Below are 14,457 nucleotides of genomic sequence, written 5' to 3'. Positions count from 1 at the left end.
TCTGAGGCTCAGCCGATGGTGACCCCGGTGATCGACACCGGGGTCTTCGGCTGCTCACCGGGACCACAGCCGGTCGCCGCGACGCGGTCGATCACGTCCATCCCGGCCACCACCCGGCCCACCACGGTGAAGACCGGCGGCAGCGGCGCGTCGTGGTGCACGAAGAAGAACCGCGGCCCGTTCTGCCCGGCGCCGTCCGGCACCATCGCGACCGTGCCGCGCGGGTACTTCTCCTTCCCGGTCAGCTCCGCCGGGTACCGGAAGCCGGCCTCGGCCGGTCCGCACTCCAGCAGCAGCGGCGTCAGCCGCCCGCAGGGAGCCCCGGTGTAGAAGCCGCCGAGCGCGAGGTGCCCGAAGCTGTGCACCGCGCAGGGCGCGTTGTCCCGGTCCAGCCGCAGCTCGACCGCGCCCGCGGTGGTGGTCACGGTCGCCTTCACGACGCCCATCGTCGGGGCCAGCGAGTACGGCGGCCGCACGGGCGCCGGGGCGCCGGTCCGGTTGTAGCTGCACTTGCCGAAGAACGGCGGTGCCGCGCTGGCGATCCAGCCTTCCAGCGCGAACACGAGAGTGGCTACCACGACGATCGCAACGACCCGCTGCCATTGACGCATAGTGACCACGGTAACACTGAGTGTCGGTTTCGGATGATTTTGTTCTGTTGGTAAATAGTTTCCTGACCAGTCATCAACGTCGCATGGGATTCGGCCCATGCGTCGTCTGCTGACCTTCCTCGCGCTGCTCGCCGGCCTGGCCGTGGCCGGCACCACGGCCGCGTCCGCGCACGTGATCGCTTCCACCGGCTACGCGACCGTCACCCAGGACGGCAGCCAGGTGAACTTCCAGCTCAGCCTCGAGTACGCCGTACTGGCTCGCGCTGTCGACCTCGGCGAGCCCGCCACTGACGACGGCCAGCGCGCGAAGGCGCTCGACAACGCCAAGCCGACGCTCCAGACCTACCTGCAGGACCGCGTGATCGTCTCCCTCGACGGCGCGGCCTGCGAACCCGAGCTGGCCACCACGTCGATCGGCAATCGCGCCAGTACGCCGTACGCCGAACTCGGCCTGCGCTTCTCCTGCGCGGGCGACCAGGGCACCTGGCGCCTGCAGTACTCCGTCTTCAGTGACGTCGAGGCCGTCGCCGACGACCACACCAACCTGGTCGAGTACCACTTCGGCAACGACTCCGGACGGACCGTCTTCGACCGCAGTCACCACGACTTCACCGTCGGGGACTCGACGATGGCGTCGTCCAGTTTCCAGTTCGGCAAGATGGGCGTCGAGCACATCCTGCTCGGCCTCGACCACGTCCTCTTCGTGGTCGCACTGATCCTCGGCGCGACCAGCTTCAAGAGCCTGCTCCAGGTCACCTCGATGTTCACCGTCGCGCACAGCGTCACGCTGGTCTCGACGCTGCTCGGCGGGATCACCGTCCCGGCGATCGTCGTCGAACCGCTGATCGCGCTGTCGATCGCGTTCGTCGCGGTCGAGAACCTGCTCGGCTCCACCCGCCACCGGCTGCCGGTGGTCTTCGGATTCGGTCTCCTGCACGGGCTCGGCTTCGCCGGCTCGCTGCGCATCACCGACCAGGTCAGCCCGGAACTGCTCGTCTCGCTGCTCAGCTTCAACGTCGGCATCGAGACCGGCCAGGCGTTGCTGCTGCTGGCCGTGTTCCCGCTGGTCCTCCTCGTTCGCCGGACCCGATGGTCGGTTCCGGTGGTCCGCTCGGCGACAGGGGTCGTCGCCGCCTTCGGCACCTTCTGGTTCGTAGAAAGGTTCTTCCTGGCATGACGAGCGATCGTCCACCCACCACCCGGTGGCACAGAGTCCTGTACGGCGTCACCGGCGGCCTGGCCGCGCTGGTGATCGGCGTTCCCCTCACCGGGGTGATCGCGGACGCGGTCGACGCGCCCAGCGCGACCATCTCCGGCACGGTCTTCGAGGACCGTGACAACGACAACCGGATCGACAACAACGAGACCCCGTTGGCCGGCGTGACCGTGTCCGACGGTCAGCAGCTGGTCGTCACGGACAAGCAGGGGCACTACAGCTTCTCCTCCGACGTCGAGCGCCGGGACGTCGACCTGGTCTTCGTCACCCAGCCGTCGGGCTACTCGGTGGGCACCGACGACAACATGACCCCGAAGTTCTTCCGCAACCTCGGCCAGCTGGCCGCCGGTGACACCCGGGAGGTGAACTTCGGGCTGCGCAAGGACAAGAAGTCCGCCGACGGCGGGTTCACCTTCGGCAACGTCGCCGACCCGCACGTGAACGCGCAGCTGCCCGAGCAGATCACCGAGATCAACTCGACCAAGCAGGACCTGGCCTTCATCCAGGTCAGCGGCGACCTGACCAACTCGGCCACCGACGCGGAGTTCGAGTTCTACAAGTCGTCGACCGCGAACTCGAAGGTCCCGGTCTGGCCGGCCGTCGGCAACCACGAGTACGCCGCCGGTGCGACGTACGCGGCGCGGATCAACAACTACCGCAAGCATGTCGGTCCCGAGTGGTACTCCTTCGACTACAGCGACCGGCACTTCATCGTGCTGGAGAACAACGGCGCCGCGCCGTTCGCCGAGCAGCTGGAGTGGGTCAAGGCCGACCTGGCGCAGAACGTCAAGCGCGGCAAGCACCTGGTGGTGCTCACCCACCAGCCGATGAACGTGCCGTTCGGCTCGCCGTCGGTGTACGACGAGTTCGGCAAGGTGCTCGAGCAGTACAAGGCCGAGCTGATCCTGGTCGGCCACGAGCACTCCAACGACGTGGAGCCGAACAGCGCCTTCGCGAAGACGGCGAAGCACATCCAGACCGTCTCCTCGTCGTACACGATCGACAACTCGCCGCGCGGGTTCCGGTTCGTGAACATGGACAACAAGTCCTTCGACAACCCGTTCCGGATCTACGGCGCCGAGAAGGATCTGACGATCGTGTCGCCGGCCCCGGGCACCTCGGTCCCGCTGGACAAGTTCCCCGGCATCCAGGTGAACGCCTACGACACCACCGACGCGCCGGTGAAGGTCCGCTACCGGATCGACAACGGCGGCTGGAAGCAGCTCTCGCCGACCGGCGAGTTCACCTGGTACGCCGACCTGCCGGGCAACGTGAAGGCCGGTAAGCACACCCTCGAGGTGGAGGCGGCCGACAAGACCAAGGCGACCTGGACCGGGACGTCGAAGTTCACGCTGACCACCGAGAAGGCGATCAAGCCGGTCGCGGGCGCGAACTGGAACCAGCACCACGGCGACTCGTCGCACAGCGGGGTCGCGGCCGACGCGATCGCGGCCGGACAGCGGCTCGCGTGGTCGTACCGGACCAAGGGCACCTTCCTGACCGGTTCGCCGGCCATCGTCGACGGCGTCGTGTACGCCGGCACCCGCGACGAGAACGGTGAGGGCAACAGCGAGGTGCACGCGGTGAACCTCGCCACCGGCAAGAGAATCTGGAGCTACGACGTCCCGTCGTCGGTGCACGGCAGCGTCGCGGTCTCCGACGGGCTCGTCTACGTCCCGACCCTGCGCGGCACGCTGTTCGCGCTGGACGCCAGGACCGGCAAGCTGAAGTGGCGCAACGACCCGGAGGCCGCGCCGGAGGGCAACAACCAGCGCACCTACGGGTACTACGGCGTGACGGTTGCCGACGGCAAGGTGCTGTTCCCGTTCCAGACCCGGTTCGGTGAGGCCGCCGCGGGCATCCTGCTCGCGCTGGACGCGAAGACCGGGCAGCGGATCTGGGGCTCGCCGATGGCCGGCAACACGATGAGCGACGGCACTCCCGCGGTCGCCGACGGTCGCGTGTACGTCGGCAACCAGGACGGCAGCATCGTGATCGCGTACGACCTGAAGACCGGCCAGAAGCTCTGGACCGGCACCGACACCCTCGGCGGCTGGCAGGACGGCATCCCGACCGCGGGCGGCGGCAAGGTGTTCATCGGGTCGAACAACGGCATCGTCGCGCGCGACGGCGCCACCGGTGGGGTGCTCTGGAGCTACACCAGCACGCACCCGTCGCTGGTCAGCAGCGGTGCGACGCCGTCGGCCGCCGCGCTCAGCGGCAACACCGTGTACATGTCCTTCCCGAGCGGCGCGGTGACGGCGCTGAACGCCACCACCGGCGCGGTGATCTGGGACCAGCTGCTGCCGGGTTCGCAGTACCGGGGTGGTTCGTTCACCTCGCCGGCCCTGTCGGGCAACACCCTCTTCGTCGGGGCGAACAGCGGCGGGTTCTACGCCCTGGACGCGCGGACGGGGCAGCCGCTGTGGTCGCAGAACATCGGCACCTGGGTGTCGGCGGGACCTGCGGTTTCGGGCAACACCGTCGTCGCGGGTGCGTTCGACGGCAACCTGTACGCCTTCACGCCGGGCGGTACGGCGGCGGCGCCGTGGCCGGTCGTGTCCGGCCAGGTGACGCTGAAGGCGGACGGTGCGCCGGCCGCCAGCACGACGGTCAGTGTGGTCAAGGACGGGACGGCGATCGGCCGCACCACGACCGATGCCGCGGGCAACTACCGGGTCGGGCTGCCGAACGGTGCGGGCACGTACACCATCCAGGTGGCGCAGCTCGGGTACGCGACGGCGGCGCGCGAGCTGTCGGTCGGCGCCGGTGGCGCGACCGGGATCGACCTCGAGGTCAGCCCGGTGAACGTCGACGCGAGCATCGGCAAGCGGCTGCCGAGCGGCTTGGTCGAGGGTGGACCGGGGGACGTGGTGATCGAGAACAAGAAGCTGGCGATGGCGATCGCCAAGGTCTACAACGACCCGCAGCTCAGCCCGTCGACCACGGGCAAGGTCCTCGACCTCGCGCTGACCGGCCAGCCGGATCAGCTCGACTGGATCAACCTGCCCTACGTCTCGACCGCCGAGCCGGTCGGTGGGAACGCGTGGCAGCAGCTGCAGGTCCGCTCGACCGAGGTGAAGATCACCGAGAACTCCGGCGAGAAGGCGGTCGTTCAGGTCACCGGTACGTCGGCCGAGCACCCCGAGCTCGAGGTGGTCACGACGTTCACCGCGACACCTGACGAGTCCTTCATCACCGCCGACACCACCTTCACCAACGGCACCGGCGCGGCCCTGTCGGTCTGGGCCGGCGACGCGATCGACCACGACGGCACCGGCTCCCGCTCGGCCGTCGCCGGCTTCCCGGTCGTCACCAGCGGCGGCCCGTTCAGCCAGGTCCCGACCGCGAAGCGCTGGATCGGCCAGAGCGGCACCACCGCGGACAACGAGACCTACGGCCTGGTGTACTCCGCCACCAGCGGCGCCTTCACCGGCTACTCGCAGTCCAACTTCACGATGAGCAAGTTCAAGCTCGACCTGCCCCCGGGCGGCAGCCACACCATCAGCCGCCGCATCGTCGTCGCCTCCAACGGCGGCGCGGCCGACAAGTTCGGCGTACTGGACCAGTTCGCCTACTGAGTCGAACGGCCGGCTCCCCGCTGCGGGGAGCCGGCCGTTTCAGCTGCTCAGAACGTCTTGTTGTACTTGGTGCCCTTGTAGTACATCTTCACGCCGTCCGGCTTCGACGCGTCGTGCCCGAACGAGAGCTTCCCGGTGTAGGTGCTCCCACGCTTGCCCGCGGCAACATCCCGGTACCCGTAGTCCGACGACCCGTTCCGCACCACGTTGTAGCTGATCCCGCTGCTGCAGTTGTTGGTCACGTCGACGACCCACTTGTAGTCGGTCCAGCCGTCGTTGTTCAGCTTGGTGCGGACCACCTTCACGCAGGACGGCCAGGTCGCCGCGACTGCCTCGGTGGCAGCGGTGAGCGGGGCGGCGACCAGAGTGGTGCCCAGGGCAAGGACAGCGAGAACGCGCATCGGGGATCCCTTCGCAGAATGACGTGGGCCGTCATCCTGGCATCCGGGCGCGTCACCGGAGTCCGGTTCTACTGGGTTGTGGTGAGGACCACTTCCGGTGGGTTGTCCTGCCAGCGGGCTGCCGCGGTGGAGTGGCGGTACGGCGTACTGAGTGCCGTGGGTGGGACCGGTGTTGCCTCGGGCACCGTTGTTCCGTCCGCGGCCAAGACGTTGACCTCTTCGACGGTGAACAGCCCGACCGGGCGGACGCCTTCGGTGACGACGACGATGCAGCCGGGGACGACCTGTTGGGCTCGGTGGTTCTGGGCCGGGACCAGGATGCCCTCGGCCGCCGAGCGCCAGGCGCTGGGGGCGAAGCGGCGCAGCGCGATCCCCACCTGCCCGTCCTCGGCCGTGCGTGGTGGTAGGTACGCGGTGGCTGTGTAGTCGTAGTCGTAGTCCGGCTCGGGGGGCCCGGACACTCGCCCGCCCTGCTGGGGCGTCAACCAGACCACCGTGCCCCGAACAGCGAGCGACCCCGTCATCATGACCATGGACCAGATCATGCCCGTCACAGACAGTTTTGGCCAGCCACTCCGTGTGTTGGCCGTGATCCCTCCGCAATCCCACCGCGATCTGTGGTCGTGCGTCTCCCGGGGGCTTGAACACCAACGTGGTGCCGCGGACAGGCTGTGACCTGTGCCGGCGCCCCGGATGGTGTTCAAGGCGCCCAAGGGGTGGGCCGGTAGCCTGCGGGGGTGGCGGAGTCGCGGAAGGTGTCCAGTGAGGGCCAGCTCGTCCGTCGGGGGTTCGCGGATCCCCAGCGCGCCTCGACGATGCTCCAGGAGCTCGACCGGCTGGACGAGCACACGCCGATGTCCACCGAGCAGCTGATCACCTCGCTGTCGGAGTCGGCCGACCCCGATCTCGCGCTGCTGCACCTGCTCGGTCTGGCCGAGGCGCTGCACCAGAACCAGTACGACGTCGCCGCCTTCGCCCGCACGCTCGACATGGACGACGACTTCCGCCGCCGGCTGTGCTGCGTGCTCGGCGCCAGCGAGGCGCTCGGCCGGCACCTCACCGTCCACCCGCGGCACTGGTACGACCTCGCCGACCCCGCGCTCGCGGGCAGCAACCCGACCCCGGACGACGTCGCCGCCCGCCTCGCTCTCGCGGTCGACGACGACAACCCGGTCGATGCCCTGCGCATCGAGTACCGCCGCCTCCTGCTCCGCCTCGCCGCCCGTGACCTCGCCGAGGGCCTGGTCGTCGACGAGACCGCCGCGGTCCTCGCCGACCTGGCCGGCGGCGCCCTGGAGACAGCTCTCCGGATCGCAAGGAACGACTACTTCCGCCAGCACCCCGGCGCCGCCGACTGCCGGCTCGCGGTGATTGCCATGGGCAAGTGCGGCGGCCGCGAGCTGAACTACGTGAGCGACGTCGACGTCCTGTTCGTCGCCGAGCCGCTGGAGGGCGAGGACGAGGCCCCCGCGCTGAAGACCGCGACCCACCTCGCCTCGGCCGCGATGCGGATCTGCTCCGCGCACACCGCCGAGGGCACGCTCTGGCCGGTCGACGCCGCGCTCCGCCCCGAGGGCAAGTCGGGCCCGCTGGTCCGCACCCTCGACAGCCACCTGGCCTACTACCAGCGCTGGGCGAAGACCTGGGAGTTCCAGGCGCTGCTCAAGGCCCGCCCGATCGCCGGCGACGCCGAGCTCGGTCAGGCGTACGCCGACCAGACGGCCGGCCTGGTCTGGTCCGCGGCCGACCGCGAGGGTTTCGTCGACGACGTGCAGGCGATGCGCCAACGCGTCGTGGACCACATCCCCGCGGCCGACGTCGACCGCCAGCTGAAGCTCGGCCCGGGCGGTCTGCGCGACGTCGAGTTCGCCGTACAGCTGCTGCAGCTCGTGCACGGCCGCAGCGACGAGACCGTCCGCAGCGGGACGACGCTGATCGCGCTGGAGCAGCTGACCAGCTCCGGGTACGTCGGCCGCACCGACGGCGCCGCACTGGCCGACGCGTACCGGTTCCTGCGCTCGATGGAGCACCGGATCCAGCTGTACCGGCTGCGCCGGACGCACTCCGTCCCCGAGCACGAGGACGACCTGCGGCGCCTCGGCCGCTCGCTGGGCTTCACGAAGAACCCGGTCACCGACCTGACCAAGGCGTGGAAGAAGCATGCGCTCGAAGTCCGGCGCCTGCACGAGAAGCTGTTCTACCGCCCGCTGCTGGCCGCCGTCGCGAAGATCCCCGGCGAGGAGGTCCGGCTCACCCCGGAGGCGGCGAAGCAACGCCTGACCGCTCTCGGGTACGCCGACCCGGCGTCCGCGCTGCGGCACATCGAGGCGCTGTCGGGAGGGGTGTCGCGGCGCAGCTCGATCCAGCGCGCGTTGCTCCCGGCGATGCTCGGCTGGTTCGCCGAGTCGCCGGACCCGGACGCCGGGTTGCTCGCGTTCCGGACGATCTCCGACACGCTCGGCTCCACCCCGTGGTACCTGCGGCAGCTCCGCGACGAGGGCGCCTCCGCCGAACGCCTGGCCCACCTGCTCGCCAGCGGCCGGTACGCCGTCGACCTGCTGCAGCGTGCCCCCGAGGCGACCGCGATGCTCGCCGACGAGCGCGAGCTGGTTCCGCGGGCTGCCGATGCGCTGCTCACCGAGATGTCGGCCGCCGCCCGGAGGCAGGACAAGCCGGAGGCCGCGGTCGCGGCGATCCGCGCGGTCCGGCGGCGCGAGCTGTTCCGGGTCGCGGCCGCGGACCTGTCGCACCTGCTGGAGGTCGAGCAGGTCGGCGAGGCGCTGACCACGATCACCGCGGCGACGCTGACCAGCGCGCTCGAGGTGGCCCGGCGGACGGTCGCGAAGGGCGGTGACGAGCCGACCCGGATCGCGATCGTCGCGATGGGCCGGTTCGGCGGTCACGAGATCGGCTACGGCAGCGACGCCGACGTGATGTTCGTGCACGACCCGTTGCCGGGGGCATCGGAGAAGGCGGCGACCGACTTCGCCACCCAGGCCGCGACCGAGCTGCGCCGGCTGCTGTCGCTGCCGGGCGCGGACCCGGCCGTCGCGATCGACGCCGACCTGCGGCCGGAGGGCCGCCAGGGGCCGCTGGTCCGCACGCTGGCGTCGTACGCGTCGTACTACGCGCGCTGGTCGGCGGTCTGGGAAGCGCAGGCGTTGCTGCGCGCCGACCCGCTGTGCGGCGACGCCGAGCTGTGCCAGGCGTTCCGGGACCTGATCGACCCGCTGCGCTACCCGGCGGACGGCGTACCGGAGCGGGACGTGATGGAGATCCGGCGGATCAAGGCGCGCGTCGACGCCGAGCGGCTGCCGCGGGGTGCCGATCCCGCGACCCACACCAAGCTCGGGCGCGGTGGCCTCGCCGACATCGAGTGGACCGTCCAGCTGCTGCAGCTGCGGGAGGCGCACCGCGTCGAAGGGCTGCGGACGACGCGGACGCTCGCGGCGTTGCGGGTGGCCGTCGAGGAAGGGCTGTTCGAGCGCCGGGACGCCGACGTACTGCGGGCGGCCTGGCAGCGGGCGTCGCGGATCCGGAACGCGATCATGCTGACCAGAGCGCGGCCGGGGGATTCGTTGCCGCGGGATCCGCGCGATCTGGCCGCGGTGGCGCAGATCTGTGGATACCCGCCGGGGCAGACGAGCAGGTTCTCGGACGACTACCTTCGGTTGACCCGGCGGGCACGGAACGTGGTGGATCACCTGTTCTGGGGCGAGTAACAGCTCGGTGAAAGAACGCTGTAAGCGGCCTCCGCCACCCTGATCCTTCTGGGGGTGGTGAGGGTGGGGACGAGTGCGGAGAGTTTCACGGAGTTCGTGTCAGACCGGTACGGCGCGCTGCTCAGTGCGGCGTACGCGTTGACGAGGGATCGCGGGCTGGCCGAGGACCTGGTGCAGACCACGCTGGCCAAGTGCTGGCGGACCTGGGACACCATCTACGGCGACGACCCGTACGCGTACGTGCGGCAGGTGCTGGTGAACACCTGCCGGGCGCACTGGCGGGTGAAGAAGGGCAAGCTGGAGTTCCCGACCGAGGAGCTGCCGGCCCGGCCGGTGCTGGTCGACCAGTACGACCGGATCGAGCGCGACGAGGTGCTGGTCGCCGCGCTGGAGCGGTTGCCGGGACGGATGCGGGCGGTGGTCGTGCTGCGCTACCTGGTCGATCTGAGCGAGGCGGAGACGGCGGCCGAGGTGGGGTGCGCGGTCGGGACGATCAAGAGTCAGACCAGCCGGGCGCTGGCTCGGCTGCGGGGCGACCCGGTGCTGCTCGACTACCGGAGGCCCGCGTAGCCACCTGTACCTTGTACCGGTGGCGGAGTTTGTTTCAGTGCAAGAGGTGGACCAGGTCAGGCAGCCAGGCGTGTTCAGTCACGTCCGGCGCAGCGTACGGATGACGGTCGGGCAGCAGCGGGTCTGGGAGACGCACTGGTCCGAGTTCGGCCGCAAGCTGGAGGACCTGCCCGCCGGGATCCTCGACCTGGACGCCTGGTTCGGCCGCACTGCGCCGGTGGTGCTGGAGATCGGCTCGGGCATGGGCGAGGCGACCGCGCAGCTCGCCGCCGCTGCTCCTGAGGTGAATCACCTGGCCGCCGAGGTCTACCCGGCCGGCCTCGGGCAGCTGATGCTCGCGGTCGAGAAGAACGAGCTGGACAACGTCCGGCTGCTGCACGGCGACGCGCTCGACTTCCTCCGCGACCACGTCGCGCCGGACACGCTGGACGGCGTCCGGATCTACTTCCCGGACCCGTGGCAGAAGAAGCGGCACAACAAGCGCCGCCTGGTGAAGGCGCCGTTCGTCGCGCTGGTCGCGTCCCGGCTGCGACCGGGCGGGACGTTGCACCTGGCCACGGACTGGGCCGACTACGCCGACGAGATGCTCGAGATCTGCGCCGCCGAGCCGCAGCTCGCCAACCAGCACGACGGTTGGGCGCCGAGGCCTTCGTGGCGCCCGCTGACCAAGTTCGAGTCCCGGGCGCACACCGAGGGGCGGATCTGCCGCGACCTGCTCTACAGCAAGGTCACGCCGTCCGGCTCGTGAACGACCAGTGCCCTGACGGGACCGTGTAGACCGCGTACCCGTCGGCCCACACCGGCTCCCCGGCGTACGGGGCCGGTACGGCGGTGACGTCGGTGACCTGCTCGGCCGGCAGGTGCACCTCGGCGGTGCTGCCGACCGGGACCTGGATCTCGATGTGCAGCACCCGGCCGACCTGGCGCCAGGCCGTGGAGACCCGGCCGCGGACGGTGTCGGAGCGCAGCGACGTCTGCGCTGACCCGGCGCGGGCGTCCGGGCGGACCAGGATTCGCTCCCAGCCGTTGCCGAGGTTGCGGACGCCGGCGACGTTCTCCAGCAGCCACTGCACGACCGTGCCCTGGAAGTAGTGGTTGCGCGAGCGGCTGTCGGCCTCCCAGCGCTCCCACATCGTGTCGGCGCCCTCGTCGTACCAGTAGCCCCAGCTCGGGTAGGTGCGCTGCTGCGCGACCTTCGCCGCGACGTCGGCGTGGCCGTACTTCGTCAGCACGGGCAGCAGGACGCCGACGCCGAGGCAGCCGGTGTTCAGGTGGTGGTCGCGGGCCTCGACTTCCTTGACCAGGTTGGTGACGACCTGCTCGACCAGCTCGTCGGGGACCAGGCCGAAGGCGAGCGGTATCGCGTTCGAGGTCTGCCGGTAGTCGGGGTCGGTGGCCGTCCGGTAGAGGCCGGCCGCGCGGTCGAGGAACTCGCGGTTGAGTCCGTCGGCCAGCTCAGCCGTTGCCTTGCGCAACCGATCGAGGTGGTCCTCGGCGCCGATCAGCTCGCCGATCTCGATCACCGCCGTGATCGCACGATGCAGGTACGCCGTACCGGTGAGGCGCCGGTCCTCCGGGGCCGGGCCGTCCGGGTAGCCGGGCGGGAGCCAGTCGCCGAGAACGCTGACCGACAGGCCGTCCTCGACCCGGGCCAGCTCCCAGTCGACGTAGCGCAGGACGGCGTCCCAGTGGTCGCGGAGCAGCCGGGTGTCGCCGTACCAGCGGTGCATCTCGCGGAGCAGGAACGGGTAGACGGTCGGCCACTCGGTCGCCGGAGCCAGCTCGGTGTAGCCCCAGTCACCGGTCGGCACGATCACCGGGAGCTGCCCGTCGGCGGTCTGGCTGTCGCGCAGATCGCCCAGCCACTTGGTGAAGAACCGGGACAGGTCGAGCTGCGCCATCATCGTCGGCGCGCCGACCTGGGCGTCACCGGTCCAGCCGTTCTTCTCGTACATCGGGGTGTCGGTCGGGATGCCGTGCAGGTTGTTCAGCACGGTCCGGCGCATCGCGCCCTCGGCCCAGGCGTACAGCTCGACGTCGGAGCTGAACCGCGCGGCCGGGCGGACGTCGGAGTGCACCACCTGCAGGGTCAGCTCGGCCGCGTCGGCGCCGGTGACCTGGACGTAGCGAAAACCCTTGTACGAGAAGCGCGGCGCCCAGCTCTCGACACCGTTGCCAGAGGCAATGAACTCGTCGCGCTGGAAGCGGCCCTCGACGTGCTCGCTGACCGCGACCACCTGGCCGTCGGCGGCGAGGGTCTCGCCGTACTGCAGCGTGATGCTGCGGCCTGCGGGTGCCTCAGCGCGGAGGTGGACCCAGCCGGTGCTGGTGCGGCCGAAGTCGACCACCTGGGTGCCGGCGTGCGGGCTGGTGATCTCCGTCGGGCGGACCTGCTCGACGACGCGGATCGGCTCGTGCTGCTGAGCGCGGAGCGTGCCCTTCGGGGCCGGGAGCTCCAGCGCGGGGGACCAGGTCGAGGCGTCGAAGGCGGCCGTGTCCCAACCGGGCCGGGCAAGGCGGGCGTCGTACGTCTCACCGGCGTACAGGCTGTCGGAGACGGTCGGGCCGCCGGCGACCTGCCAGCTGGTGTCCGAGTGGAGCTCGGTGGTGGTGCCGTCCTCGTGGTCGACAACGAGCCGGGCGAGCAGGCGCGGGTCGCCGGTCCAGGGGGCTTGGTGCCAGCGCCAGACGTTCGGCGTGGTGAGGCCGTAGAAACCGCGGCCGAGCTCTGCGCCGAGGACGTTGTCGCCGGTGGTCAGGAGGTCGGTGACGTCATGGGTGACGTAGAGGACCGTGCGGTCGTAGTCGGTGAAGCCCGGGTCGAGCACTGCGTCGGTGACTGGTTGGCCGTTGAGGCGCAGGTCGGCGTACGCGAGGCCGCTGACGTAGAGGCGGGCGCGGGCGACCGGGCTGGTCAGTGCGAACGTACGGCGGAGCAGGGGAGCGGCCTCGGTGGAGGCGCCGATCCAGCGGGCGTCCTGCCAGCCCTCGTCGAGCAGCGCGGTCTCGAACCAGCCCGGGCGGCTCCAGCGGCTCTCGCGGTCGAGGCCGTCCCAGAGGCGGACGGCCCAGTGGTAGCGGGTCCGCGGCTGGAGCTGCGGGCCGTCGTACTCGACCTGGATGGTGTCGCCGGGGGTCTTGCCGGTGTTCCAGACGTCGGCGTGCTCCTCGGTGAGCAGCTCCGGGCTGCTGGCGACAAGCACCTGGTACGCCGACTGCGCGGCGCCGTGGCCGGGCGCGGTAGCGACCCAGGCGAGGCGAGGGTGCTGCTCGTCGAGGCCGAGCGGCTGCTCGGCGTACTCGACCGTGAGCTTCGCCACGTCGAGGGGTCCACCGGGGGCCCAGCCGTCCGGGAAAGCTGGTGTGGCCACGGGCGGGCTCCTCACGTCAGGCGGTAGGTCCCGGAGGACCGTACGTACCTGCCCCCGATCGGGGCAACACCCGTGACCACATCTGGACAGATCAGGATCCTGGGCACGGCTGACGGCATCCTGCCTACTGCGCGGCACCCGGCACGGCACCTCGGCGCACTGGCGCAAAGGCCACGATGGAAAAACATCGAGGCCTTCACGCCAGCACGCCGAGCTACCGCACCGGGCACCTGCTCGCTACGGCAGGCTGCCGTCAGCCGCGCCCAGGCGTGAGCGCGAGCGCCCAGAGCCGGTCCGGGACGAGCTTGGCGAACCGCATCAGGACGGCCATCGGCCACGGGAAGACGATCCGGGCCGACTGGCGCTCGATGCCGTCGGCGATGGCCTGCGCGGCCTGGCCGGGCTTGATGATGAACGGCATCGGGAACGAGTTCGTCTCGGTCATCTCGGTCTCGACGAAACCCGGGCAGACGGTGAGCACGTCGATGCCGTCGGGGCGGAGCTTGGCCCGCAGGGCCTCGAGCAGGTTGATCTGGGCGGCCTTCGTCGCGCCGTACGCCTCGGCACCGGGCAGGCCGCGGTAACCGGCGACCGACGCGATGCCGACGATCATGCCGCCGCCGCGGAGCCTGGGGATCACGGACTCCAGGGTGTTGGCCAGGCCGCGCAGGTTGACGTCGAGGTGCTTGCCGAAGCTGGTGGCGTCGAACTCGTCCATCTGCGCCCAGTAGCCGGCGCTGAAGACGACGATGTCGAGGCCGTCGAGCTGGCGGATCACCGTGTCGGTCGCGCGCAGGACGGAGTCGCTGTCCGTGACGTCGATCGGGCAGACGGTCAGGTCGCGCCCGGCGACCTCCTTCAGCTTGTCCTCGCGGCGGGCCGAGATCGCCACCTGCGCGCCGCGCGCGTTCAGCTCCTGGGCGAGGGCGGCGCCGATGCCGGACGAGGCACCGACGACCCAGATCTTGCGGCCGTTGAGATCCAT

General features: G+C 70.4%; 10 protein-coding genes. 5 read left to right on the top strand and 5 right to left on the bottom strand.

Annotated features, from left to right (window positions below):
* Positions 1-8 precede the first annotated feature (8 nt).
* The gene (locus AB0M01_RS20195; protein WP_363671536.1) at positions 9-611 is read right to left on the bottom strand and encodes a peptidylprolyl isomerase; all 603 of its coding nucleotides are present in this window, start codon (positions 609-611) and stop codon (positions 9-11) included.
* A 97-nt stretch (positions 612-708) separates the two neighbouring features.
* Here AB0M01_RS20195 and AB0M01_RS20190 point away from each other — a divergent pair, with 97 nt between their 5' ends.
* Together AB0M01_RS20190 and AB0M01_RS20185 are read left to right on the top strand one after the other, a co-directional pair.
* The gene (locus tag AB0M01_RS20190; protein WP_363671534.1) at positions 709-1,788 is read left to right on the top strand and encodes a HupE/UreJ family protein; all 1,080 of its coding nucleotides are present in this window, start codon (positions 709-711) and stop codon (positions 1,786-1,788) included.
* Positions 1,785-5,408: a PQQ-binding-like beta-propeller repeat protein gene (locus tag AB0M01_RS20185; protein WP_363671531.1), complete on the top strand. Its 3,624-nt coding sequence runs from the start codon at positions 1,785-1,787 to the stop codon at positions 5,406-5,408. The genes AB0M01_RS20190 and AB0M01_RS20185 overlap by 4 nt, the downstream gene beginning before the upstream one ends.
* A gap of 47 nt (positions 5,409-5,455) precedes the next feature.
* On the opposite strand, the gene AB0M01_RS20180 is transcribed toward AB0M01_RS20185, so the two are convergent.
* Together AB0M01_RS20180 and AB0M01_RS20175 are read right to left on the bottom strand one after the other, a co-directional pair.
* Entirely contained in the window at positions 5,456-5,809 is a 354-nt protein-coding gene (locus AB0M01_RS20180) for a hypothetical protein (protein ID WP_363671529.1), read from the bottom strand.
* Between the two features lie 68 nt (positions 5,810-5,877).
* Positions 5,878-6,342 (bottom strand): hypothetical protein, encoded by a 465-nt coding sequence (locus AB0M01_RS20175; protein WP_363671527.1) that lies wholly within the window; start codon positions 6,340-6,342, stop codon positions 5,878-5,880.
* A gap of 222 nt (positions 6,343-6,564) precedes the next feature.
* Here AB0M01_RS20175 and AB0M01_RS20170 point away from each other — a divergent pair, with 222 nt between their 5' ends.
* The 3 genes from AB0M01_RS20170 to trmB are packed head-to-tail and all read left to right on the top strand — an operon-like array spanning position 6,565 to position 10,849.
* Entirely contained in the window at positions 6,565-9,531 is a 2,967-nt protein-coding gene (locus tag AB0M01_RS20170) for a bifunctional [glutamine synthetase] adenylyltransferase/[glutamine synthetase]-adenylyl-L-tyrosine phosphorylase (RefSeq protein WP_363671601.1), read from the top strand.
* A 54-nt stretch (positions 9,532-9,585) separates the two neighbouring features.
* Positions 9,586-10,101 carry a SigE family RNA polymerase sigma factor gene (locus AB0M01_RS20165; protein ID WP_363671525.1) on the top strand — a complete coding sequence of 172 codons (516 nt, stop codon included), beginning with the start codon at positions 9,586-9,588 and terminating at the stop codon, positions 10,099-10,101.
* Positions 10,102-10,147: 46 nt separating this feature from the next.
* Positions 10,148-10,849 (top strand): tRNA (guanosine(46)-N7)-methyltransferase TrmB, encoded by a 702-nt coding sequence (gene trmB / locus AB0M01_RS20160; RefSeq protein WP_363671522.1) that lies wholly within the window; start codon positions 10,148-10,150, stop codon positions 10,847-10,849.
* On the opposite strand, the gene AB0M01_RS20155 is transcribed toward trmB, so the two are convergent.
* Together AB0M01_RS20155 and AB0M01_RS20150 are read right to left on the bottom strand one after the other, a co-directional pair.
* Positions 10,830-13,472 (bottom strand): family 78 glycoside hydrolase catalytic domain, encoded by a 2,643-nt coding sequence (locus AB0M01_RS20155; RefSeq protein WP_363671520.1) that lies wholly within the window; start codon positions 13,470-13,472, stop codon positions 10,830-10,832. The two genes, trmB and AB0M01_RS20155, sit on opposite strands and share 20 nt — an antisense overlap.
* Before the next feature lie 253 nt (positions 13,473-13,725).
* The gene (locus AB0M01_RS20150) at positions 13,726-14,457 is read right to left on the bottom strand and encodes an SDR family NAD(P)-dependent oxidoreductase (RefSeq protein WP_363671518.1); all 732 of its coding nucleotides are present in this window, start codon (positions 14,455-14,457) and stop codon (positions 13,726-13,728) included.

Origin of the sequence: Kribbella sp. NPDC051770 (assembly GCF_040681455.1) — a bacterium.
Lineage (GTDB): Bacteria > Actinomycetota > Actinomycetes > Propionibacteriales > Kribbellaceae > Kribbella.
The sequence above is the reverse complement of the archived record's forward strand: the minus strand, read 5'-3'. Positions and strand labels throughout refer to the sequence as shown.

What these genes read in the sequence shown, in the direction of transcription:
- AB0M01_RS20195 (WP_363671536.1), bottom strand. Translation starts at nt 611, where the DNA reads ATGCGTCAATGGCAGCGGGTCGTTGCGATCGTCGTGGTAGCCACTCTC.
- AB0M01_RS20190 (WP_363671534.1), top strand. Translation starts at nt 709, where the DNA reads ATGCGTCGTCTGCTGACCTTCCTCGCGCTGCTCGCCGGCCTGGCCGTG.
- AB0M01_RS20185 (WP_363671531.1), top strand. Translation starts at nt 1,785, where the DNA reads ATGACGAGCGATCGTCCACCCACCACCCGGTGGCACAGAGTCCTGTAC.
- AB0M01_RS20180 (WP_363671529.1), bottom strand. Translation starts at nt 5,809, where the DNA reads ATGCGCGTTCTCGCTGTCCTTGCCCTGGGCACCACTCTGGTCGCCGCC.
- AB0M01_RS20175 (WP_363671527.1), bottom strand. Translation starts at nt 6,342, where the DNA reads ATGGTCATGATGACGGGGTCGCTCGCTGTTCGGGGCACGGTGGTCTGG.
- AB0M01_RS20150 (WP_363671518.1), bottom strand. Translation starts at nt 14,457, where the DNA reads ATGGATCTCAACGGCCGCAAGATCTGGGTCGTCGGTGCCTCGTCCGGC.